The organism is Zwartia panacis (assembly GCF_030410395.1).
In the GTDB taxonomy this organism is placed as follows: domain Bacteria; phylum Pseudomonadota; class Gammaproteobacteria; order Burkholderiales; family Burkholderiaceae_B; genus Zwartia; species Zwartia panacis.
In genome coordinates, this window is record NZ_JAUHHF010000008.1 from 1 (window position 1) to 23426 (window position 23426).

Genomic DNA, 23426 nt, shown 5'->3' on the forward strand with positions numbered 1-23426 from the left:
CATGACCTGAGTAAACCCAGGCCGGTGATACGTCGCTGCTCAAAGGAAGTGAGGTTATTTACATCAAGCTTTTACACTTAACATTCATTTCCAAACTTCTTTGTGAGCACTTGATTTCGTTTGCAATCACTGAACCTGTTACAGCCCAGCAACCTGCGACACTCATTCCAAGCGCCCACACTTATCGGTTGTCAAATTTTTAAAGAACAAGGTAATAATTTTACAGTAAGTTATTTGTTTTCGCAAATCACTAACTGCGTGCAATATATAGCTAACTTTGTTTAACTAGGCCTTAAAAGGCTTTATTTACACGTTTTCTACTTACTGCTTTTAATCTGTTTTCTGCTGTTTGTTCAGCAGAGAAACGAGATTATGCACGTGTTTTTTGGGTGTGTCAAATTAAGCCAACGTAAAAACACCTAAATATTATTTTTTTCGATCGCCTAATTACTTAATTTCGATGAAAACTGCTTTTTGAACTTGGAAATTTTAGGTGCAATCACCATTTGGCAATAGCCCTGCTCTGGATGCAAGGAAAAATAGTTCGAATGGTATTGCTCTGCAGGCCAAAATGTCGCTGAGGGTCTTATTTCGGTGCAAATTGGATTTTCAAATCTATGTTTTGCCTCTAAATCAGCCACAAATTGAGCTGCGATCTCCTGCTGCTCTGGAGTTTGAAAAAAAATTGCCGACTGATACTGCGGCCCCACATCATGACCCTGCCTTCCGGGGGTCGTAGGATCATGCGTCGCAAAAAATACCTCCAATAGTTCCGCATAACGAATCGTCGCAGGATCAAAGTCGATTTTCACGACTTCTATATGACCCGTTTGTTTTGAACAGACCTGCTCATAGGTTGGGTGATCGACCGTTCCGCCGCAATATCCGGACTGCACGGCATGCACACCCCTCAAAGCTTTAAACACGGCTTCTGTGCACCAGAAGCATCCCCCGCCAAAAACCGCAGAGGACAACTGACCGACCTGCATGTCTTGCTTCGACGAGGACTGCGCCTCGGAAATGGGTAAAGAACTTTGGTTCACGCTTATTTCCTGATTGAAATGATCCATTGCGCCAGCTTTTGAGCATCTTGCTCAGTCACCGCCTGACCTGGCATCGGAACGGCTCCCCACTGACCTCGTCCACCTTTTCTGATGACCTGCACCATGTAACCAATGGCGTTGTCTTGACCGGAATATCGTTGTGCGATGGCTGTAAAGGATGGACCGACGCGCTTATGATCGACCTGGTGACAACCCAGGCAAGCTCGGGACTTGGCCAATGCCAGCCCCTCCTCGTGCGTCAGTGCAACCGGTGGAGACGGCTCGACTCCACCTGATACACCTTGAGCCACAACCGGACCCGCCATCGTCATGGCCCAAACCATCAAGCCCGTTTGCACGAGCCGCAGAAATGGCTGGGCCGATAACGGCTTACTCGTCAAAAGCATCGGTCACTGCTCCACGACTTGCAGTGCTTGCCAGCTTGCCGAACTTAGCGAGTACGCCACGACTGTAACGAGGTGCGGGCTGCTTCCAAAGCTTGCGACGCTTTTCGATTTCAGCATCCGCAACATTCAGCTGCAACAACTGTTTGTGCGCGTCAATCGTAATGGAGTCGCCTTCTTGTACCAGACCGATCAAACCACCCACATACGCCTCGGGTGCAACGTGACCCACGACCATGCCCCAGGTGCCACCTGAAAAACGACCGTCGGTAATCAAACCGACCGTCTCTCCCAAGCCCTGTCCCACCAAAGCGGAAGTTGGTGCCAGCATTTCACGCATGCCTGGTCCGCCTTTAGGTCCTTCGTAACGAATCACGACAACATCACCATGCTGAATCTTGCGCGCCATAATGGCGGCCATCGCATCATCCTCTGAATCGAATACGCGAGCAGGCCCTGTAATGACAGGATTCTTCAAGCCCGTAATTTTCGCGACGCAACCCTCCGGCGAGAGATTGCCCTTCAAGATTGCTAAATGCCCCTGCGCATACATGGCATTGGGAATCGTGCGAATCACAGTCTGGCCGGCTGGCGGCTGATCAGGCACATCCTTCAATACCTCCGCGATGGTCTTGCCGCTGATTGTCATGCAATCGCCATGCAAGAGACCCGCGTTGAGCAAAATCTTCATCACTTGAGGTATGCCGCCTGCCCGATGCAAATCGACAGTCAAAAACTGACCTGACGGCTTTAGATCGCACAGGACAGGCACACGCTTGCGCACCATTTCAAAATCATCGATTGTCCAAGGCACTTCGGCCGCATGCGCGATCGCCAGAAAGTGAAGAACGGCATTTGTCGAGCCGCCAATCGCCATGATGACCGACACCGCGTTCTCAATCGACTTGCGTGTGATGATGTCACGCGGCTTGCGGCCATGGCGGACAGCATCCACCAAGACACGCGCTGCCTCGGCTGCATTCGCCACAGCCTCACCATCTTCGTTCGCCAACGTACTTGAATAAGGCAACGCCATACCCATTGCTTCAAAGGCAGAGCTCATCGTATTCGCGGTATACATCCCACCGCAGGAGCCCGAGCCAGGAATTGCCTTTTGCTCGATGGCCTTGAAGTCCTCTGTGCTCATGCGACCCATGGTGAACTCGCCCACCGCCTCGAAAACAGAGACGATGTTCAGGTCACGACCTTTATGAGTGCCGGGTTTGATTGTGCCGCCGTAAACATAGATCCCGGGAACGTTGATGCGGGCCATGCCAATCATGCCGCCAGGCATGTTCTTGTCACACCCTCCAACCACGACGACGCCGTCCATCCACTGACCCTGCACTGCGGTCTCGATACAGTCAGCAATCACCTCGCGCGAGACCAGGGAATATTTCATTCCCTCCGTTCCCATCGACATCCCGTCAGAAATCGTTGGCACCCCGAATACTTGAGGATTCGCTTTGGACTCGCGAATCGCGATAATTGCAGCATCGACCAGAGGCTGGAGACCGCTGTTGCAAGGAGTAATCGTCGAGTGGCCGTTAGCCACACCAATCATTGGATTGGCGAAGTCCGATTCCTTGTATCCCATGCCGTAATACATTGAACGGTTGGGAGCGCGAGTCACGCCTTCGGTTATGTTTTTAGAACGGTCGTTGTTTGCCATGAATGAACACCTGTCGTTGAAATTTTCAGCGGTTATTATCGAACATCTTTTGCTTGGTGGCTTGTGATGCTGCAATTTCCTAATTTTGACCCAATTGCGATAAAACTGGGGCCCATTGCGATCCATTGGTATGGGTTAATGTACTTGACTGCCTTTGGTTCGGCCTGGCTGCTGGGACGCTGGCGCATCAAGCATCAAAAAACCACCCTGACCATGCGCGATCTGGAAGACATTATTTTCTATGGCGTCCTGGCGGTCGTGGCAGGCGGGCGACTCGGTTATGTCTTGTTTTACAAACCGGCCTATTACCTGCAACATCCACTTGAAATTTTCTATCTATGGGAGGGCGGCATGTCCTTTCATGGTGGACTGCTGGGCGTCATTTTGATGATGGTCTGGCTGGCACGCAGTCGAGGATACCGCTTCCTGGCCGTGGCGGATTTTGTTTGCCCGCTGATTCCTCTAGGGCTGGCAGCCGGACGCCTGGGTAATTTCATCAACGGTGAACTCTGGGGACGGGCCAGCACCTTGCCTTGGGCGATGGTATTCCCGCAAAGTGGCGACGGGATTCCAAGGCACCCCTCTCAGCTCTATCAGCTTGGTCTCGAGGGACTCGCCCTGTTTGTGCTGGTGTGGTGGTTCGCGAACAAACCCCGTGCGTTAGGGCAGGTGAGCGCGGTTTTCCTGATGGGCTACGGCGTATTCCGCTTCGCCGCTGAATTCGCCCGAGAACCAGACAACTTTCTCGGACTACTGACCGCAGGACTCTCAATGGGACAGTGGCTGTCCTTGCCAATGATTATTCTGGGTGCAACACTATTTGCCTGGTCCGCAAAGCAGTCTTTACCTCCCATCCGATAAGCCTCCTGAAAAACATGGCCGAAAAAAAACCTGCCAAAAAACTTTGGCAGGTTTTTATCAACAAATGCCCCGCTCGTGCCGTTCAGGCCGGCATCTCGAACCTGAGGTTCAAGTTGGCCACGTTCTGCTTGATTTTGAGCGCATCTGACTAGAGACGTGCATTCCCATCGAGCTATCCTGCGACCTGAATATGCCAAAAGCATTGGTTCAGAGAATATATGACCTAGTCACGAACACAGCAGGGACAAACTTTATACAAGATGAAAGGCTTTTAACTTTTTAACGAGGCTTACCAGTACGGTTAGGTGCCACAGTCGCAAGCGCTTCATCAAGCATTGCATTCATGCTGTCTATTCTACGCTTGAAGTCACCAACCGCCAAGCCACCCAGCGGGCCGTCAGGTGCGCGAACAGAAAGCAACTCAACGGCGATCTGAATCGCTGCCATGACGGCGATGCGCTCATTGCCTGACACCTTGCCAGTTCCCTGGATTCGACCCGCAAGTTGACTCACATGCTGGGCAGCCGCTGCAAGAGCCTGCTTTTCCTCGGCAGGACATGCTAAAGAATAATCACGTCCCAGAATTGAAATATCGACGCGCTCCATCATTGCTGCTCCTCGGTCTGTGTGGCACCGGGCAAGCGCTCCAGTACGGCATCAATACGCTGGCGGGCTTGAGCAGTGACATCACGCAAAGCTGAGACTTCTTTTTCACGCGTTGCGAGCTGAGCCTGGAGGGCATGATGCTCCTGCTTGAACAAATCCAGAGACCCCTGGAGCACATCCCGCTCAGAAACTGCAGTCTCAGCCTTGCGGCTCAGCGCTTGAGCCTGCGTGCCTTCCTTGGCGAGCTGCGCTTTGAGCGCGTCGCGCTCGGCCTCTGCCTGCGCAAGGCGCGCCTGCAAGGAGTTTTGTTCAGCAAATAATTGCTGTGTGTAGGCGAGTAACTTCGCCAATCGTGTGGAGAGGTGATCGAGATCTTCAAGCATACCGATATCGTAAAGCAAAAATAGAAAAGCAAAAGGGGCTTGGTTTGCTAGCTTGCCACAAACAACGATTAATTCTTTTCATTAAAGATGCAATTTGTCAGCTAGCGTTCAGGTTCGCATGATAGCCGGTTAAAAAACCACATAAAAACTTAGGAACGCTCACCAATTCGGAGAACGCCCGGAAAATTTAAGCCGCAGAGCCCTAGGTATAACCCTTTTTTTAGGGAAAACCCCATCAATAATCGCATGCTTTTGAGTTTGCTTTGGCCGTACTCTCCTTTACCATGCAGTCCGTGATGACCTCTTGCCAAAAAAGTTCCAAGAGGTCATTTAGTTTATGCGGCGCACGAGCTTATTCATGAGTGTAATCAGTGCGTCACTCAATTTAACAAAATCATTATCAGCAGCGCAGTCAAGGAGCTTGTCACCATGCAGGTTAGAAACAAACAGAACTTCTGGTCGGGGGTGATGTTCATCGTCATCGGCCTGGCGTTCGCCTGGAAATCCACCGAATATTCGATGGGCACAGCCGCGCGAATGGGTCCCGGATACTTCCCATTCTGGCTTGGAATCATCATGGCGATTCTCGGCGCAATCATTTTTCTGACATCTCTGCGTAAAAAAGCCGAGATTACTGAAATCACAAAGTTTGACTTCAAAAGCGTTGCAATCATTACTGCATCGGTCGTGGTGTTTGCATTCCTGCTCCAACCAGCGGGTCTGATCATTTCTATGTTGGTGCTAGTCATCATCAGTGCTCTCGCAGCCCATGATCACAGCTGGAAAGTGACGATCGCAAACGCGATTTTCCTGACCATTCTCTGTTATCTGGCTTTCGTTGTTGGTCTCAAGTTGGTGTTCCCGATTTGGCCCGCCTTTCTCGGCATGAACTAAGGAGCACTGATTCATGGAATTACTCAACAACTTAATGACTGGTTTCGGGGTTGCATTTACACCCGAAAACCTCGCGTATGCCTTTTTGGGCTGTTTGCTAGGAACACTGGTTGGCGTGTTGCCAGGTCTGGGTCCTGTTCCGACCATCGCAATGTTGCTGCCAATCACCTATGTGCTGCCACCGATTGCAGGTCTGATCATGTTGGCTGGTATCTATTACGGCACACAGTATGGAGGCTCGACGACCGCCATTTTGGTGAATCTCCCGGGAGAAACCTCTGCGGTGGTGACTGTGCTCGATGGACACGCCATGGCCAAAAATGGCCGGGCGGGTGCTGCGCTCGCAATCGCCGCAATGGGCTCTTTCTTTGCAGGTAGCGTGGCAACTCTGCTGATTGCAGCTTTTGCGCCTCCGCTTGCTGAACTGGCCTTCAAGTTCGGACCAGCTGAGTATTTCTCGCTGATGGTTCTGGGTCTGGTTGGCGCTGTCGTGCTGGCTTCCGGCTCGCTGATCAAAGCGATTGCGATGATTCTGCTCGGTCTGTTGCTGGGTATGGTCGGTACAGACGTCAACTCCGGAGTGGCACGATTTGATTTCGGCATTCCCGAACTTCAAGACGGCGTGGGTTTTGCGATTGTGGCAATGGGCGTGTTCGGCTTTACCGAAATCATGACCAACCTTGAGCAAAAAGAAAACCGCGTTGAGGTCGATGCCAAAATCGGTTCACTCTACCCAAACAAACAAGAGTTTCAGGAATCATGGCCTGCAGTGATTCGCGGCACAGCTGTGGGTTCGGTTCTCGGTATTTTGCCTGGCGGCGGTGCGGTGTTGTCATCATTCGCCTCCTACACCATCGAAAAGAAACTCTCCAAAAACCCTGAGCGCTTCGGCAAAGGCCACCCAGCAGGTTTGGCAGGCCCTGAGTCCGCCAATAACGCAGGTGCGCAAACCTCGTTTATTCCTCTGCTGACACTGGGTATTCCAGGCAATGCTGTGATGGCTCTGATGGTCGGTGCGATGACCATTCACAACATCCAGCCTGGTCCTCAGGTGATGACAAGCCACCCAGAACTGTTCTGGGGTCTGATTGCGTCGATGTGGATTGGTAACCTGATGCTGGTGGTGTTGAACCTGCCATTGATTGGGATCTGGATCAAACTTCTGACCGTGCCTTACCGCGTACTGTACCCAGCGATTCTGCTGTTCTGCACGATCGGTGTGTACTCTCTAAACTACAACATCTTCGATATTTTAATTACCGCCTTGTTTGGCATCATCGGATATGTGTGGTCTAAACTGAAGTGCGAAGGCGCGCCACTGTTGCTGGGCTTGGTGCTTGGACCGCTGATGGAGGAAAATTTCCGTCGCGCTCTACTCCTCTCACGCGGTAATTTTATGACTTTCATTGAGCGTCCCTTATCGGCATCGCTGCTGGGTGTGGCTGCGCTGTTGATCGTGATCATTTCTCTGCCTTCCCTCAAGAAGAAGCGCGAAATTTTCGAGGAAAATTAATCTGTGGCATCCATCAATAGCAAAACGTACGAACCCTCCTCACCCCGCAAAGTCGCATTTCTGGGCCTTGGGGTGATGGGTCTGCCCATGGCAGGTCATTTAGCGACTGCAGGCCACCACGTCACGGTATACAACCGGAATGCTCAAAAGGCGCAAGCCTGGGTAAAAGAGTTTGGCGGTCGTGCTTGCGCGACGCCACGTGAAGCCGCTACGGGTGCGGAAATCGTTTTTTCCTGCGTGGGAAACGACGATGACTTGCGCAGTGTTGTGCTGGGTGACAACGGTGCGTTTGCCGGGATGCATGCTGGCGCGACTTACGTCGATCACACAACGGCATCAGCTTCTGTTGCGCGGGAATTGCACGCCATTGCACAAAACAAATCGATCAAGTTTATCGATGCGCCTGTTTCTGGTGGTCAAGCCGGCGCGGTCAATGGCATGCTCACCGTCATGTGCGGTGGAGATGCAGAAGACTTTGCCAAAGTCCGCGATGTGATTGCCACGATGGCGCGGGCTGTCACCTTGGTCGGTCCAGTTGGCGCCGGTCAACTTGCAAAAATGGTGAACCAGATTTGTATCGCAGGTTTGGTTCAAGGGCTTTCCGAAGGGATCGCCTTTGGTCAGGCCGCGGGGCTGGACATGAAGCAAGTGCTCGATGTCATTAACAAAGGTGCTGCGCAAAGCTGGCAGATGGAAAACCGCGGCTCGACCATGGTGGACGACAAATTCGACTTTGGCTTTGCTGTGGACTGGATGCGCAAAGATTTAAGTCTGGTTTTGGATGAAGCGCGTCGTAATGGTGCGCGTGTTCCTGTCACGGCTTTGGTCGATCAGTTTTACGCGGATGTTCAAAAAATGGGGGGATCCCGGTGGGATACCTCGAGCCTGATCAAACGATTAAGATAAACGCTTGAAGTAAGTATTTCTTAATACTTATACTGACCTGAAACGACGCCTGACGCAATCAAGCGTCGTTTTTTTATTCAAACAAGGCTTTGCGTGACAGAAGATTCAGGCACCTGGACGTGCCTCGATTCTTGGCCACGCTTGAAAATCAAGGGCGACAATTCATTGAGCGCTTGGGTATACACCCCGCGTTTAAAATCAATGACAGCATCCAGTGATACCCAGTAGTGACTCCAGCGCCAAGCATCAAACTCCGGGTGTTGCGTTGCCCTGAGTTTCACATCTGTGTCGCGCCCAAGCATGCGCAGCAAAAACCAAATCTGTTTTTGCCCTCTGTAATGCCCGCGCGATTCGCGCCGGATGAAGGTGTCCGGCACGTCGTAGCGCAACCACTCTCTTGTGCGTCCCAGAATGCGGACATGATCGGGTTTTAAGCCAACCTCTTCGTGAAGCTCGCGGAACATGGCTTGAACAGGGCTTTCACCGTGTTTAATACCACCCTGAGGGAACTGCCAAGCATGTTCCCTGATACGCTTACCCCAAAAGACCTCGTTTTTTTGATTCACGAGGATGATTCCGACATTGGGACGGTAGCCTTCGCGATCAAGCATGGCCACTCCCAGCGAATTCAATACAATTGCATTTAATTATACGTACCTGTCGGGCAATTTGCCCTAATAAATTTTTTAGCAAACAATGCGCGCATCTGCCTATCACATCAGCACTCTCAAAGAAGCCCCCAACGACGCCGAGATCGCGAGCCATCAGTTGATGATGCGCGCCGGCATGATTCGCAAACTGGCGGGAGGCATCTATAACTACATGCCACTTGGCCTGCGAGTGATTCGCAAAATCGAAAAAATCATCCGCGAGGAGATGGACGCGGCCGGAGCCCTCGAGCTTCTGATGCCCGTTGTACAACCTGCCGAACTCTGGATGGAGTCGGGTCGCTGGGAGCAATACGGACCCGAGCTTCTTCGTATGAAAGATCGCCATGGACGCGATTTTGTTTTGCAACCCACCTCGGAAGAGGTGATTACCGATATCGCCCGCAATGAAATTCAGAGCTGGCGTCATTTGCCAGTCAATTTTTATCATATCCAGACAAAGTTCCGCGACGAACGTCGCCCCCGCTTTGGCGTGATGCGCGGTCGCGAATTCACGATGAAGGATGCCTATTCGTTTGACCGCGATGTCGAAGGTGCGCAAAAAAGTTATCAGATCATGTTTGATGCCTACATGCGGATTTTCGAGCGTCTTGGACTAACTTTCCGGGCTGTTGCTGCTGACACTGGCTCAATCGGTGGTTCGCAAAGCCACGAATTTCAAGTCATCGCCGACATCGGCGAAGATTTAATCGTCTACGACCCAAACTCTGACTACGCAGCCAATATCGAACTGGCTCCTGCCCCCTGCCTGATTCCTGAGCGTGCGGCACCTGGCGTGTCGATGCAAACAGTTGCAACTCCCGATGCCACCAAATGCGAACTTGTCGCCGAATTACTGAAACTCCCTCTTAGTCAGACCGTCAAGTCCATTGTGCTGGCCACAGAACAAGAAGGTCAGCCCGCAACAATCTGGCTCTTACTGCTTCGCGGTGACCACGAACTCAACGAAATCAAAGTTGGTAAAGTTCCTGGACTGAACAAAGGCTTTCGTTTTGCGACTGAAGCAGAGATTGTCGAGCACTTTGGCTGCAAACCAGGCTACCTCGGCCCAGTGGGCACACGACTCCCGGTACGCGTAATCGCAGACCTCACTGTCGCAAACATGCATGACTTTGTCTGCGGCGCGAATCAGGAAGGCGCGCACCTGACAGGCGTGAACTGGGTGAGAGACTTGCCGGAGGCGAGTTTGGTCACGGATTTGCGCAATGTCGTCGAAGGTGACCGTGCGCCCAACGGAACAGGCACGCTCGCCATCCAACGCGGCATCGAAGTCGGCCACGTGTTTTATCTGGGCACGAAATACTCCGAAGCCCTCAAGGCCACCTTCCTCGACGAAAACGGTAAACCGGCACTGATGGAAATGGGTTGCTACGGCATCGGCGTGACGCGCATCGTGGGTGCTGCGATCGAGCAGAACCATGATGCAAAAGGCATCGTTTGGCCCCGCGCCATCGCGCCTTTCGAGGTTGCAATTTGCGCTGTGGGCTGGGGCAAAAGTGAAGCGGTGCGTGAGGCCAGCGAGAAACTCTATGCTGAACTTAAAGGTCGCGGCATTGATGTGATTCTGGATGATCGCGATCAACGGCCTGGCATTATGTTTGCCGAGTGGGAATTGATCGGACCACCCGTACGCATCACCGTTGGCGAACGCGGACTCAACGAAGGTGTTGTTGAGGTACTGGGTCGCAAGCAAACAGAGGCCGCGCGAGTTTCCCTCGCAGACTGCGTCACCCAGACTCTTGCATTGCTCGAGTCCGCCTGACCCGGACAACAGACAACATGCCGGTCGAACGCCCTTCTTTCAAACACCACATGGATGTCCGTGTCTATTACGAAGACACGGACATGGGCGGTGTCGTGTTTTACGCGAACTATCTCAAATACATGGAACGCGGTCGCACAGAGTGGTTGCGCGCGCTAGGCGTCAATCAATCCGACCTTGCTGCTTCAGAACAACGCGGTTTCATGGTGGTACGTGTGGATGTACGCTATATTTCGCCCGCCCGTCTCGATGATTTGTTGCTCATCGAGAGTGAAGTCACACGAATGGGCCGAGCTTCGTTACACTTCACACAGTCGATTTTTCGCAACGGGGAACTGTTGACACAAAGTAACATCCAAGTCTGTTGCGTAGAAACCGTTAATATGCGGGTCGCTGCAATTCCAGAATCCGTACGCATTAAATTAGCCGCAATTACTCAGGAATAAGTGATGCAAACCACATCCGATATGTCGATGCTCTCGCTGGTGCTCAATGCCAGCCTGCCAGTACAGTTCATCATGCTGTTACTCGTTGGCATTTCAGTTGTCTCGTGGACGTTTATCTTTGCCAAGCGTTCCACGATTAAAAAGTCTCTGATCCAAACTCGGCGCTTTGAGGATGATTTCTGGTCGGGTGGCGATCTCGCCCTGTTGCATCAATCCATTTCAACGCGCAGAGCCGAGCAAGGCGCTTTGGCACGTATTTTTGATTCAGGCATGACCGAGTTTTTAAAAGCGCGTCGCAGCGGCACCGCGACCGACGTCAATGCCACCATGGATGGTGCGCGCCGCGCGATGCGCGCTGCATTTCAGCGCGAGCTCGACGAACTCGAATCTCACCTGAACTTTCTGGCTTCTGCGGGCTCGGTCAGCCCCTACATCGGATTGCTCGGTACGGTCTGGGGCATCATGCACGCTTTTGTGGGTCTGGCCAATGTCCAACAAGCCACACTCGCCTCGGTCGCCCCAGGTATTGCTGAGGCTCTGATCGCGACGGCAATCGGTCTGTTCGCGGCGATTCCGGCGGTGGTGGCATACAACCGCTACACACACGATATTGATCGCTTGTCGATTCGCTTTGAAACATTTGTCGACGAATTTCTGAATATTCTGCAGCGGCAGGTGCGCTAATGTCCTCGGTCCGCTCAAGTTCCGGGCGTTCGGGTCGACGCCTGAAAAATGAGATCAACGTCGTGCCCTATATCGACGTGATGCTTGTTTTGCTGATCATTTTCATGGTGACCGCCCCGCTGATCACACCCGGCGTGGTGGAACTGCCCTCTGTCGGTCAGGCTGCCAACATCCCGGCGACGCCCATTGAAGTCCAGATTACAGAGGACGGCAAAGTATCTTGGCGTAAACGCGAACCCGGCGCGACCAACATTCCGGTCGAGCGCAGCGCGCTGGCCCAGACTATCCTGTCTGAGCTTCAGCCAGATCAGCCAGTCGTGATTGCGGCCGACGGTAAGGTTCCCTACGAGACTGTCATGAAAGTGATGGATGATCTGCGCAAAAATGGCGTCACTAAACTAGGTCTGCTCGTCGATCAAAAAGGCGATACTCCTGCGCCAAACGCCTCTCCAAAAGGCGCTCCGAACAGAAATAACGCAACCAAAAAATAAAGAGGTCACACGCACACTCGCACAGCGCTTGCTGCATCATCCATGACGCCACATTACGATTCAACCCCAAACGGCCCTAGCATGCCACCCAAACAAGCGACCGACTGGCGCGCGTTTGGCTTGGCTCTGCTCGCCCATGGCGTACTCGTTCTGTTCCTCGTCGTGGGTCTGAATTGGAAAACTGAAGCTGAAGGCCCACTTCAGGTTGAACTGTGGATGGATGGCAATACACCTGTGAATCCACCACCCAGCCGAAGCGAACCCAAGCCCGAACCAAAACCTGAACCAAAACCCGAGCCCGAACCTGCGCCCGAACCCCCACCGCCACCTCCTCCGCCGCCTCCACCTCCGCAAGCCAAAGCGGCTCCGGAGCCCAAGCCCGTGATTGATCCAGAGATCGCCCTCGAAGAGGAGCGCAAGAAACGCGCTGAGCTCGAGCGGGCACAGCTCGAAAAAGAAGCGGCGGAGAAAAAAGCTAAAGAAGAGGCTGCAAAAGAGCAGCAGCGCATCAAACACGAACGCGAACAAGCCGAAAAGAGAGAGCGCGACCGCCTGGAACAAGAGCGCAAGAAAGCTGAGCGTATTGAGCGCGAGAAACAAGAGAAGCTTGAAGCTGAAAAGAAGGCGGCTGCTGAAAAGAAAAAGAAAGAGGAAGAGGCTAAAAAAGCTAAAGAGGCTGCCGACAAGAAGGCTAAAGAAGAAGCCGACAAGAAAGCCAAAGCCGATGCCGCCAAGAAAGCTGCTGCTGACAAAGCACTCAAGGATGCGTTCAGAAATGACGCGATGGGTGCCGCGGGTATCCCAGGCGGCACGGCCGATCGCAATCAAGCGGGCGGGGGCAGTAACGATGGCTACGGCGCCAAGATTCGTGCCTGCGTGCAACCGGGCGTGTCTTTCCCGACGCCTCCACGCACCAATGCGAATCCGGCAGCGCAATATCGTGTCGACCTCAGACCCGATGGCACCATCGCAGGCGTGAAGTTGACCCGCAGCTCAGGTAATCCAAACTTTGACCGTGCGGTTGAAACTGGCATTCGGCGCTGCACGCCCTTCCCAGCGCCCCCATCTGGTAAATATCCCGGCTATATCGACGTCAATTACAATATGTACGATTGACAGGAGTCATGCAACCATGAAAAGTGATCATCAGCATATGAACAGTGCGACCTACACTTCAACTTCTTTTTCGGTTTTCAAATCGATGAGATCCTGGCTCAAGGTCTTGGTGCTGTCCACGCTCATGAGCCTGGGTTTAACTGCCTATGCCCAACTTAGAGTGGATATCTCCGGAACGGGTGCGCAACAGTACCCTGTCGCGATCGCTGACTTTAGCGGAGATTCCGCAGGCTCCCAGATTTCGGAAATCATCCGCGCTGACCTCACACGCACGGGACAGTTTCGGCTGATCAGCACTGCCGCAAGTACGCTGACTTACACCACCCCCATTGCCTATGACGAGTGGCGCACGCGCGGCGCGGACTTTCTCGCCTACGGCACCGTGACACGCAGCGGCGATGGGCGCCTCGAAATCAAATACCGTCTGGCCGATACGGTCAAACGCGGCACACTGGATGAAATCACTATTGTCGGCAATGACAAAGAATTGCGTCGTATGGCGCATCAAGTCGCAGACCGCATCTACGAAAAAATCACCGGAATCAGAGGTGTATTTTCTACACGTATCGCCTATGTACTGAAGCGCGGCAAGACTTACGAGCTGCAAATCGCCGATGCAGACGGTCAGAATCCTCAAGTCGCCTTACGCTCTGGCGAACCCATCATTTCGCCCGCCTGGTCCCCCGATGGATCCCGCCTAGCTTACGTGAGTTTTGAGTCTGGCAAGCCCGTCGTGTATGTCCACCAGCTCGCCACGAGCAAGCGTTTCCCCGTGGCGAACTACAAAGGTAACAACTCGGCACCCGCTTGGTCGCCTGACGGCAACACTCTGGCTGTCGTGTTAACACGAGATGGCTTATCTCAGATATACTTGGTAGGTGCCAATGATGGAAGTAATTTGCGCCGACTGACACGTTCGCCTCTGATCGATACAGAACCTACGTTCAGTCCCGATGGTCGCTCGATTTACTTCACGAGTGACAGGAGTGGCAGCCCGCAGATTTACCAAGTCGGTCTGGATGGTGGAGAGCCTCGACGCATTACATTCAATGGCAGTTACAATATCTCACCAAGGGTTTCTCCTGATGGAAAAACCTTGCTGACAGTGACGCGTCGCGATGGATCGTTCCGAGTAGCTTCGCTGAATCTGGCTAACGGCACTGAAACTTTATTGACGCAAGGCCGGGATGACCAGTCACCCAGCTTTGCACCAAATGGCATGCAGGTTCTTTACGCAGCCGTTCAAGGTGGTCGTAGCGTGTTGGCCGGTGTGTCCAGCGACGGACGTGTCCGTCAGACGCTTTCTGTTCTTAACGGTGAAATTCGCGAACCGACCTGGGGTCCGTTCACGAACAAATAGATTCAGTTTTTGGTTTAAGCATGCAGTTATTTGAAATTTTTTTAAGGTAGACATCATGAGATCGCGTATCGCTAAAGTTGTAACAATTGCAGCACTTTCCGCCGGTCTGGCTGCTTGTAGCTCCGTTTCGCTGGATGACCAGGCTGGCAAAGGTGGTGCAGACGGCTCTGGCATTCTGGATCCGTTCAACCCACAAAGCATTCTGGCTAAGCAGCGTTCTGTTTATTTCGATTTCAACAGCTACACCGTTGGCGACCAGTACCGCACACTCGTTGACACACACGCCAAGTACCTTGTGAGTGCCCCACAGCAGCGCGTTGTCATCGAAGGCAACACCGATGCGCGTGGCGGTTCTGAGTACAACCTCGCACTCGGCCAGCGTCGCGCTGAAGCTGTTCGCCGCATGCTGACTTTGTCAGGCGTTTCTGACACACAAGTTGAAACCATCAGCTTTGGTAAAGAAAAGCCAAAAGCCTTGGGCGACACTGAGGCCGACTACGCAGAAAACCGTCGTGCGGACTTCAACTACAAGCGTTAAACTGACCTGCTAGATTGGTCTGTATCAAGGCGGCCATAGGCCGCCTTGTTGTTTAAAGGAGGTTTTTATGCGTAACAAGACTCTTTCCTGGCGTGCGACCAGCTCATGTCTCGTCTTGATTGGAGGAGCATTGCTCAGCCAGTCTGCCCTGGCGTTCACAGACGACGAGGCACGCAAAGCCATTCTCGAGCTTCGCCAGCAAATCAGGACGATGAACGAAGCGAATCAGCGAGCACGCATTCAGCTTTCTGATCAAATCGAAGCACTCGGCCAAGAGGTTGTTCGCTTGCGCGGTGACCTCGAGCAACTGGGACGTCCAGCCGGTGCTGCAGGTGGCGCGCGCGGTGCGGATCCTCGCTCTCTGGACCCGCGCGAACAAGCTGCCTTCGATCAATCCATGGAGTCTTTCCGCAAAGCTCAATACAAAGAAACGGTTCAAAATCTGACCGCTTTCTTGACGCTCTATCCTGATAGCGCACTCGCCCCCACTGCGCAGTTTTATCTCGGTAGCAGTCGCTATGCAATGAAAGACTTCAAAGGCGCCATCACGACCCTGCAAGCGATGGTCCAAAAATATCCTACCGAGCCTCGTGCGGCAGATGCTTTGCTGATGGTCGCAAGCTGCCAGATCGAACTCAACAACAGACCAGGCGCCAAAGCAACTTTGCAACGCATCGTCAAAGACTACAAGGGCACGCCAGCGGCTGACACTGCGGCTAAACGCCTGCCTCTATTGCAGTAATTGATCCATCAACGCGACACTCATCGTCGCATTGATACGCATAAAAATAGCTCCAACATGATGATGGAGCTATTTTTTTAACTCGTGGCAAGCAACAGACACGCAACGCCAAAAACAATCAGGATAATGCCAAACGTCTCTTGCTTGGTGCTCTTGCTGAGAAAAACTCGCCACGAGAGCAATTGAGCGAACAGGACTTCTACTAAACCCAAGGTACGAACATTGGCCGCAGCAGTCAACGCAAAGCCAAGAAACCAGCCCTGCGATGCCGAGGCGCCAAGCAAACCGCCCCATATAGAAATACGCCAAGCCTTGAGGCATTTCACCCAAGCTTCACGATGAAAACTCATCATCCACGCCGCGAGTAAGATCGTCTGCAAACCCAGGCCACAGGTCAGTGTCCATGAAGCGCGCACCAAAAAGTGCGCCTCGCCCAAAGCAAGAATGCCTCCCCGAAACGTCACGGCTGCGATCGCGAAGAAAGCACCTGCCAGCAATCCGAGTGCGGCGGGTTGCCATGAAGACTCCCCGGGCTCAGTCGCGCCAGGCTTGCGTGCCATGATTGTCACACCGACAGTCGCGATGATGATCGCCACGACTCCGAGCACAGAAATATGATCGCCCAACACAACCAGACCAAACAGTGCGACCTGCACGGGCTCGGTCTTGGTCCATGCCGTCACCACGACAAACGCCCGTTGACGCATCGCCGCAAGCATCAAGGCCGTTGCCGCAATTTGAGACAAGGCGCCGGCAACAACAAATAAGACAAAGCTCAAATCCATCTTGGGCATGACCGAGCCCGTGATGAAAAGCGCAAGCGCAGTAAATAACACTGCGAAGGGGAAGCCGTACAAGAAACGAACTTGGGTGGCGCCAAGCGTGCCGAGCTGCTCCGTCAAACTACGCTGAATCGCATTGCGTCCTGCTTGAGCAGCTGCCGCAAAAATCGTGGCGGGGATCCATAGCCAAGTCCATTCATGCACAACAGTCTCCTTGAGTGATTATTTTTTTGCTAGGCAAACTTGGCTGCGTGTTCTTGCAACAGTTTGACAACAGCTGGATCGAGTGTGATTCCATCAGCTTGCTGCTGAGCCATTTTTTTCAATTCGATTTCACCCGGCATAATCACAAACCGGCCTTCTACGGCAGGAGGGCTATCATGCAAAATCGAAGCGAAGTCCATCATGCGCGCGGTCAGCCATTGAGGCGAACCTAACACTTTGGTATCAATCAAAATAAAAAAGTGTCCGAGATTTTGAGGCTCATCGGGCGCATCTACCCAGGATTTCACGTGTGTCAGATATGCCGCGTTGGACAAGAGACCGGCGAACAGGTCCACCATCAATGCAAGTCCATAGCCCTTGTGCCCACCAATTGGCTGTAAAAATCCATCTAAAGCGGCTTTGGGATCCGTTGTCGCACGACCCTTTTCATCCGTCGCCCAAGTATCGGGAATCGTCTCGCCACGTTTGAGAGCATTGCGTATTTTGGCGCGTGCGACCACGCTCATCGCCATATCCAGTAAAAACGGCTGACCCCCGGGATTCGGCACGCCGAAGCCCAGTGGGCTATTGCCCAACCGTGCATCACTTCCACCCCATGGCGCGATCGTGGTTGTGGCATTACTTCCAATGATGCTGGCGAAACCTTCTTGAGCCGCGATCAACGAGTAGGGTGAGATCGGTCCAAAGTGATTGCTACCCCGAGCAAAAGCCATACCAATGCCGTACTGACCTGCTGCATCCATCGCCGCGCGAAGTGCATGCATCCCCACAAGCGGGCCCACACCATTGTCACCATCTATCAATCGCAACGCAGGTGCCGGAGACTCGACTTTGATGCTTGGTTGTGCGCGGATGCCCTTAACCATTAAGCGATCGCCATAGGACTCCACGCGAGACAAGCCGTGGGTACTCAAACCAAACAGGTCGGCAAGTACCAAGACACGCACAACATCCGCTGCGTCTTTTTGAGTCAACCCAAGACCTTGGAATGCACGAATCGCCAACGCGGTAAGTTCCGCCTCGGTCCAGACTGTCCGCACTTGCCCACTTTCACTCATCTCAAAGACTCCTTTTTTTCGTCATTTTATAAAAAAACCCTCGGATCACTCCGAGGGTTTTTATTTGGCATACCCCAGAGCAAAGTCTGGGGATTGCGGTTTGGACTTAGAAGCCCATACCGCCCATGCCGCCCATACCACCCATACCGCCCATATCGCCACCAGGCATGCCGCCGCCGGCAGGCTTGTCTTCGGCGAGTTCGCACACTGCGGCTTCCGTTGTCAGCAACAGGCTGGCAACAGATGCTGCATTTTGCAACGCTGTACGAGTGACTTTGGTTGGATCCAGAACGCCCTGCTCGACCAGATCACCGTACTCGCCGGTGGCGGCGTTAAAGCCGTAGTTACCTGTGCCGTTGGCCACGTTGTTGACCACAACGCTTGGCTCATCGCCAGCATTGGCCACGATTGTGCGCAGTGGCTCTTCGATGGCACGCAAGACGAGCTTGATACCAGCGTCTTGATCAGCGTTGTCACCCTTGACCTTGGCCACGACTGCGCGTGTACGGATCAGAGCAACGCCACCGCCAGGAACGATGCCTTCTTCGACTGCAGCGCGTGTTGCGTGCAATGCGTCTTCGACACGTGCCTTCTTTTCTTTCATTTCGACTTCGGTCGAAGCACCCACGCGAATCACAGCAACACCGCCGGCCAGCTTGGCCACGCGCTCTTGCAGTTTTTCACGATCGTAGTCTGAGGTTGCTTCTTCGATCTGGACACGAATCTGCTTGACGCGTGCTTCGATCGACTTGGCATCGCCATGACCGTCGATGATTGTGGTGTTTTCTTTACCGACTTCGATACGCTTGGCTTGTCCGAGCTCAGCCAATGTTGCCTTCTCAAGCGACATGCCTGTTTCTTCGGAAATGACAGTACCACCGGTGAGGATGGCGATGTCTTCGAGCATCGCTTTGCGGCGATCGCCGAAACCAGGAGCCTTGACAGCCGTAGTCTTGAGGATGCCGCGGATATTGTTGACGACCAGCGTGGCCAAAGCCTCGCCTTCGACGTCTTCAGCCACGATCAACAAGGGACGGCTTGACTTGGCGACTTGCTCCAGAACGGGCAGCAAATCACGGATGTTGCTGATTTTCTTGTCGTAAATCAGAACAAAAGGATCATCCAATGCCGACACTTGCTTGTCAGGATTGTTGATAAAGTAAGGGGACAGATAGCCGCGGTCAAACTGCATACCTTCGACGACGTCGAGCTCGTTTTCGAGTGACTTGCCGTCTTCGACAGTGATCACGCCTTCTTTGCCGACCTTGTCCATTGCGTCAGCAATGATCTGACCGATCGAGAGGTCGCTGTTTGCCGAAATCGAACCCACTTGAGCGATTTCTTTGGTCGTGGTGCAAGGCTTGGAGAGCTTTTTGAGCTCAGCCACTGCAGCGATCACGGCCTTGTCGATACCGCGCTTGAGGTCCATTGGGTTGATGCCGGCAGCCACGTACTTGAGGCCTTCGACCACGATGGACTGAGCCAACACGGTTGCGGTAGTTGTACCGTCACCAGCGTTATCAGAGGTCTTGGAAGCAACTTCCTTAACCAGCTGGGCGCCGATGTTTTCAAATTTGTCTTTGAGTTCGATTTCTTTCGCGACCGACACGCCGTCTTTAGTGACGGTTGGGGCACCGAAAGAGCGCTCGAGCACAACGTTACGACCCTTTGGGCCGAGAGTTGTTTTCACTGCATTGGCGAGAATATTTACGCCACGGACGATGCGCACGCGTGCGTCATCGCCGAATAGAACTTGCTTGGCAGCCATTTATCTTTCCTTCTCGTGTTCTGTTTACTGGACAACCGCGAGGATTTCTTCCTCACGGATGACGAGGACTTCTTCGCCGTCGACTTTAACTGTCTGGCCGGCATACTTGCCGAACAGAACCTTGTCGCCAACTTTGACGTCCATCTTCAGGACTTTGCCATCTTCGGTTTGCTTGCCGGGACCAACAGCCAGCACCTCACCCTGATCGGGCTTTTCAGCGGCGCTCTCAGGGATAACGATGCCCGAGGCAGTTTTGCGCTCGTTGTCCAGGCGTTTGACGATCACGCGATCGTGCAGGGGACGCAGGGCCATGTAGAACTCCTGTTTAAAAAATATATGGGTTGTTGGAAAGACTGCGGGAGGATTGTTAGCACTCACCTCAGTTGAGTGCTAATTATAGGGGTTGTTTTGAGGATTTCAAGTCCAAGGACGATTAATTCGCAAGATTCCCTGAATCCGCAGGAAGTTGGGGTGCTTTGATTTTGCTCAGCAAAATCAAACTCCCCAAGCTTCCGAAGCAAGATGAAGCTAGTTACAGCTCATGAGAAGTCGTCTCAGCTCATGGGAAGTCGTCTCAGCTCATGAGAAGTCGTCTCAGCTCATGAGAAGTCGTCTCAGCTCATGAGAAGTCGTCTCAGCGGCAAGCCGGAGCGTTTAGTTTTGCTGAGCAAAACATAAAGCGCCCCGTTTGCCTGTAAGCAGGCTGCTATCAACGCGGGAAATCACCTCGACATGAAGGAGTCTGGAGATTGCCTCAATGCAAAGAAATCAGGAGATTGCCTCAGTCTGCAGGAAGTTGGGGAGTTTGCGGAACAAAATGAAACCAGCAAAAGCTCATGAAAAGTTCACTCAGCAGCAACCCGGAGCGTTGAGTTTTGCTGAGCAAAACATCAAACGCCGCGTTTGCCTGTAACCAGGCTGCTTACTTACGAGCAGCGCGCCGGGCTGCCTTGGCCGCCATGAAATCGCCCACAATTTTGGCGTGCTCGGCCGTCTTGTGCACAATCGCCTGATAGGCTGCCGACAACTCCAAAAGATTGGACAGCGAAGAAGTCTGTCCCTCCCGCAACAAACGCTTCGTCATTCGAACCGCATGTGGTGAATTGACCGCCATTTTTCGAGCCAGCGTCTGCGCCGTCGATAACAACTCCTCAGCCGGCACCACGCGCGAGACCATACCCCAGTCTAAAGCTGTTTTGGCATCGATCGCCTCGCCCGTAAACGACATTTCAGCCGCGCGGGCCATGCCAATCACGCGCGGTAAAAACCAGGCACCGCCGTCCCCCGCCACAATGCCGACCTTGACAAAACTTTCTGCAAAAGTGGCTTGCTCAGAAGCAATGCGCAAGTCGCACATACATGCCAAATCACAGCCTGCACCAATCGCAGGACCATTGACCGCCGCGATCGTCGGCACCTCGATCTGATGAATCGCCAAAGGCAGGCGCTGAATTCCCTGACGATACTCCTGACGTAAAACCTCAGAGCCAAAACCGGAACCGATCTGACGCTCCATCTCATCGATTTTTCCGCCAGAAGAAAAAATCGGGCCGTTCGCCGTAATAATCACCGCGCGCACGCTGGGATCGTGCTCGATGCGATGGCACGCCTCGAGCATCGCCTCCACAATTCCAGTGCCCGTCAAGGCATTGCGCGTTTCGAGATGGTTCAGGGTCAGAGTCACGACACCCAGATCATCTTGATCGTATAAAAGAACACTACTCATAGTATGGAGAACCTTAAAAAATCGGTGAATGTCGAATTAACGGCCCGCGGCCTTGGCCGTGATCCCGCCTGCGACGCCAAAATCAGTCGCGGGACGATCGAACAGAATCACACGGATATTCTGCTTGGAAACACCGATCGCCTGTTCGGTCGCCTCAAAGATTGCGGCGATCACAGCCGCCTTTTGGTCCTCGGTTCGCCCGCGAATCAAACCCACCGTGATCATGACCATTTCCTTGCCAATTTCACCCGCAACGATCACGTGCTCGGCGGGAATCTCCTGCAAGACAACCCGGACAGAAGCCAGTGGTGCGCCAATGCTGTCCACCACGGATTGAGTCAGTTTTTTCAGTAGTTCCGTTTTTTTCGCGGCGCTATGACCCTGAAGAATTTGAACGTTGAGCATTGGCATGGTGTGCTATCTTCCGAAATGAATTGAGAGGCCTGAATCCGTCAGGCGGCAGTCATTTATAAACCAAGTTCGCAATCATGTCCTCACATCCCTCGCAGCACAAGAGCAAAGGTGGCTTTGGCAGAGTCCTGAAGGCGGCCGGATACTCACTCAATGGCCTGCGTGCTGCGCTGCGTTACGAGGCTGCATTCAGACAGGAGCTTTTACTGGTTCTGATTTTGGCGCCCGCCGCCTTCTGGGTGGGTAACAGCGCGGTGCAAATCATGCTTTTGCTGAGCTCGCTGGTTTTTGTCCTGATTGTCGAACTCCTGAACTCCGCGCTCGAGGCGGTTGCCGATGCGGTGACGCTTGAAAATAACGAGCTGATCGGGCGCGCCAAAGATCTGGGTAGTGCGGCTGTGCTGTTAAGCCTGCTTTTAACAGGGGCGCTCTGGGCCACCCTGCTCCTCAATAAATGGTTCGCCTTTATCTGATCGCGCATTATTGTTTGGGCTTTTAGGCTCTAATAGAGCTTGTCTTTAAACACGAACATCCTATATCTCTCATGTCCTTTATACAAAAACTGAATGCCGCATGGGCCAGCTCCGACTCCCTCTTGATGGTGGGACTTGATCCGGACCTCACCCGGATGCCAGACGAACTCAAAGGCAAACCCGACGCAATTTTTCAGTTTTGTAAGCAAGTCATCGATGCCACTGCGCCTTTTGTGTGCGGCTTCAAACCACAAATCGCGTATTTTGCCGCCGCAGGCGCCGAGGGTCAGCTCGAAGATCTGTGCGCCTATCTCAGGGAACAATACCCACATCTTCCTATTGTGCTCGACGCCAAGCGCGGCGACATTGGTGCGACCGCCACACAGTATGCGCAAGAGGTCTTCGGGCGTTATGGCGCGGATGCAGTCACAGTGAGTCCGTATTTGGGTGCCGACTCAGTCGAACCCTATCTTGAATGGGAAGACCGTGGTGTGATCGTGCTTTGCCGCACGTCAAACCCCGGGGGATCTGATTTGCAATTTTTGATGACTGACGGTGTACCGCTCTATCTGCGCGTCGCGGACCTGGTCGCAAATAAGTGGAACAAAACCGGTCAATGCGGGCTAGTAGTCGGCGCGACCTTCCCAAACGAGCTAGCCGCGGTTCGCCAGGCTGTCGGCGATAGTCTGCCACTACTGGTTCCTGGTATTGGTGCGCAGGGTGGAGATATCGCTGCCACATGCGCGGCAGGATGCAACGCACAGAAAACAGGCATGATGATCAACTCTTCCCGCGCGATTTTGTATGCGCAGGGTGCGGGTCACTGGACAGAGGCTGCTGCGTCAGTCGCCAAACAAACGCGTGACGACATCAACGCGCACAGATAGTCCACCA

General features: G+C 53.2%; 26 protein-coding genes and 1 other RNA gene. 14 read left to right on the forward strand and 13 right to left on the reverse strand.

The features are described 5' to 3' along the window. Positions 1-443: 443 nt before the first annotated feature. The 3 genes from msrA to ilvD are packed head-to-tail and all read right to left on the reverse strand — an operon-like array spanning position 444 to position 3119. Complete coding sequence (gene msrA, locus QWY30_RS11055) at positions 444-989, reverse strand: peptide-methionine (S)-S-oxide reductase MsrA (RefSeq protein ID WP_290241254.1); 546 nt, start codon at positions 987-989, stop codon at positions 444-446. A gap of 56 nt (positions 990-1045) precedes the next feature. Further along, entirely contained in the window at positions 1046-1450 is a 405-nt protein-coding gene (locus QWY30_RS11060; RefSeq protein WP_290240998.1) for a c-type cytochrome, read from the reverse strand. Further along, a complete protein-coding gene (gene ilvD, locus QWY30_RS11065; RefSeq protein ID WP_290241000.1) occupies positions 1434-3119 on the reverse strand; it encodes a dihydroxy-acid dehydratase in 1686 nt (561 codons plus the stop codon). Before ilvD ends, QWY30_RS11060 begins: the two co-directional genes overlap by 17 nt. Positions 3120-3185: 66 nt before the next feature. Here ilvD and lgt point away from each other — a divergent pair, with 66 nt between their 5' ends. Further along, on the forward strand, positions 3186-3980 hold the full coding sequence (lgt, locus tag QWY30_RS11070) for a prolipoprotein diacylglyceryl transferase (RefSeq protein ID WP_290241002.1): 795 nt from the start codon (positions 3186-3188) through the stop codon (positions 3978-3980). Positions 3981-4042: 62 nt separating this feature from the next. Here lgt and ssrS read toward each other — a convergent pair. The 3 genes from ssrS to QWY30_RS11085 all read right to left on the reverse strand — a co-directional run bounded on the left by ssrS (position 4043) and on the right by QWY30_RS11085 (position 4969). Further along, positions 4043-4228: non-coding RNA, 6S RNA (ssrS, locus tag QWY30_RS11075), on the reverse strand. Between the two features lie 31 nt (positions 4229-4259). Then, positions 4260-4586 carry a cell division protein ZapA gene (locus QWY30_RS11080; RefSeq protein WP_290241256.1) on the reverse strand — a complete coding sequence of 109 codons (327 nt, stop codon included), beginning with the start codon at positions 4584-4586 and terminating at the stop codon, positions 4260-4262. Further along, complete coding sequence (locus tag QWY30_RS11085) at positions 4586-4969, reverse strand: hypothetical protein (protein WP_290241004.1); 384 nt, start codon at positions 4967-4969, stop codon at positions 4586-4588. The genes QWY30_RS11080 and QWY30_RS11085 overlap by 1 nt, the downstream gene beginning before the upstream one ends. Before the next feature lie 429 nt (positions 4970-5398). On the opposite strand from QWY30_RS11085, the gene QWY30_RS11090 reads away from it, so the two are divergent. Genes QWY30_RS11090 through QWY30_RS11100 form a run of 3 tightly spaced genes read left to right on the forward strand, consistent with a single transcriptional unit; the run spans position 5399 to position 8282 of the window. Continuing rightward, the gene (locus tag QWY30_RS11090; protein WP_290241006.1) at positions 5399-5863 is read left to right on the forward strand and encodes a tripartite tricarboxylate transporter TctB family protein; all 465 of its coding nucleotides are present in this window, start codon (positions 5399-5401) and stop codon (positions 5861-5863) included. A 13-nt stretch (positions 5864-5876) separates the two neighbouring features. Continuing rightward, complete coding sequence (locus QWY30_RS11095; protein WP_290241008.1) at positions 5877-7376, forward strand: tripartite tricarboxylate transporter permease; 1500 nt, start codon at positions 5877-5879, stop codon at positions 7374-7376. 3 nt (positions 7377-7379) lie between these two features. Then, positions 7380-8282 carry an NAD(P)-dependent oxidoreductase gene (locus QWY30_RS11100; protein WP_290241009.1) on the forward strand — a complete coding sequence of 301 codons (903 nt, stop codon included), beginning with the start codon at positions 7380-7382 and terminating at the stop codon, positions 8280-8282. Between the two features lie 77 nt (positions 8283-8359). Here QWY30_RS11100 and QWY30_RS11105 read toward each other — a convergent pair whose 3' ends face one another. Then, the gene (locus QWY30_RS11105) at positions 8360-8893 is read right to left on the reverse strand and encodes an RNA pyrophosphohydrolase (protein WP_290241012.1); all 534 of its coding nucleotides are present in this window, start codon (positions 8891-8893) and stop codon (positions 8360-8362) included. Positions 8894-8978: 85 nt separating this feature from the next. Here QWY30_RS11105 and QWY30_RS11110 point away from each other — a divergent pair, with 85 nt between their 5' ends. The 8 genes from QWY30_RS11110 (at position 8979) to ybgF (ending at position 16089) form a co-directional block, all read left to right on the forward strand. Beyond that, positions 8979-10712, forward strand: a complete 1734-nt coding sequence (locus QWY30_RS11110; RefSeq protein ID WP_290241014.1) for a proline--tRNA ligase — start codon at positions 8979-8981, stop codon at positions 10710-10712. A gap of 17 nt (positions 10713-10729) precedes the next feature. Further along, positions 10730-11158: a tol-pal system-associated acyl-CoA thioesterase gene (ybgC, locus tag QWY30_RS11115; RefSeq protein WP_290241016.1), complete on the forward strand. Its 429-nt coding sequence runs from the start codon at positions 10730-10732 to the stop codon at positions 11156-11158. Between the two features lie 3 nt (positions 11159-11161). Continuing rightward, positions 11162-11842 (forward strand): protein TolQ, encoded by a 681-nt coding sequence (tolQ, locus tag QWY30_RS11120; protein WP_290241018.1) that lies wholly within the window; start codon positions 11162-11164, stop codon positions 11840-11842. Further along, positions 11842-12333, forward strand: coding sequence for a protein TolR (gene tolR / locus QWY30_RS11125; protein WP_290241019.1), 492 nt, complete (start codon positions 11842-11844; stop codon positions 12331-12333). The genes tolQ and tolR overlap by 1 nt, the downstream gene beginning before the upstream one ends. 42 nt (positions 12334-12375) lie before the next feature. After that, entirely contained in the window at positions 12376-13449 is a 1074-nt protein-coding gene (gene tolA / locus QWY30_RS11130) for a cell envelope integrity protein TolA (protein WP_435433399.1), read from the forward strand. A gap of 85 nt (positions 13450-13534) precedes the next feature. Continuing rightward, positions 13535-14809: a Tol-Pal system beta propeller repeat protein TolB gene (gene tolB, locus QWY30_RS11135; RefSeq protein WP_290241257.1), complete on the forward strand. Its 1275-nt coding sequence runs from the start codon at positions 13535-13537 to the stop codon at positions 14807-14809. Positions 14810-14864: 55 nt separating this feature from the next. Then, positions 14865-15347, forward strand: a complete 483-nt coding sequence (pal, locus tag QWY30_RS11140) for a peptidoglycan-associated lipoprotein Pal (RefSeq protein WP_290241023.1) — start codon at positions 14865-14867, stop codon at positions 15345-15347. A gap of 67 nt (positions 15348-15414) precedes the next feature. After that, entirely contained in the window at positions 15415-16089 is a 675-nt protein-coding gene (ybgF, locus tag QWY30_RS11145; protein ID WP_290241025.1) for a tol-pal system protein YbgF, read from the forward strand. Positions 16090-16166: 77 nt separating this feature from the next. Here ybgF and QWY30_RS11150 read toward each other — a convergent pair whose 3' ends face one another. The 6 genes from QWY30_RS11150 to QWY30_RS11175 all read right to left on the reverse strand — a co-directional run bounded on the left by QWY30_RS11150 (position 16167) and on the right by QWY30_RS11175 (position 22059). Beyond that, positions 16167-17075 carry a DMT family transporter gene (locus tag QWY30_RS11150; protein WP_290241027.1) on the reverse strand — a complete coding sequence of 303 codons (909 nt, stop codon included), beginning with the start codon at positions 17073-17075 and terminating at the stop codon, positions 16167-16169. A 29-nt stretch (positions 17076-17104) separates the two neighbouring features. Continuing rightward, positions 17105-18154 (reverse strand): Ldh family oxidoreductase, encoded by a 1050-nt coding sequence (locus QWY30_RS11155; protein WP_290241029.1) that lies wholly within the window; start codon positions 18152-18154, stop codon positions 17105-17107. 106 nt (positions 18155-18260) lie between these two features. After that, entirely contained in the window at positions 18261-19922 is a 1662-nt protein-coding gene (groL, locus tag QWY30_RS11160) for a chaperonin GroEL (protein ID WP_290241031.1), read from the reverse strand. A gap of 24 nt (positions 19923-19946) precedes the next feature. Beyond that, entirely contained in the window at positions 19947-20234 is a 288-nt protein-coding gene (groES, locus tag QWY30_RS11165) for a co-chaperone GroES (RefSeq protein ID WP_028817000.1), read from the reverse strand. 610 nt (positions 20235-20844) lie between these two features. Beyond that, positions 20845-21648, reverse strand: a complete 804-nt coding sequence (locus QWY30_RS11170; RefSeq protein WP_290241034.1) for a crotonase/enoyl-CoA hydratase family protein — start codon at positions 21646-21648, stop codon at positions 20845-20847. Between the two features lie 36 nt (positions 21649-21684). Beyond that, positions 21685-22059, reverse strand: coding sequence for a tautomerase family protein (locus QWY30_RS11175; protein WP_290241036.1), 375 nt, complete (start codon positions 22057-22059; stop codon positions 21685-21687). Positions 22060-22136: 77 nt separating this feature from the next. On the opposite strand from QWY30_RS11175, the gene QWY30_RS11180 reads away from it, so the two are divergent. Next, the gene (locus QWY30_RS11180; protein WP_290241038.1) at positions 22137-22532 is read left to right on the forward strand and encodes a diacylglycerol kinase; all 396 of its coding nucleotides are present in this window, start codon (positions 22137-22139) and stop codon (positions 22530-22532) included. Positions 22533-22603: 71 nt separating this feature from the next. Further along, entirely contained in the window at positions 22604-23419 is an 816-nt protein-coding gene (pyrF, locus tag QWY30_RS11185; protein WP_290241040.1) for an orotidine-5'-phosphate decarboxylase, read from the forward strand. Positions 23420-23426 lie beyond the last annotated feature (7 nt).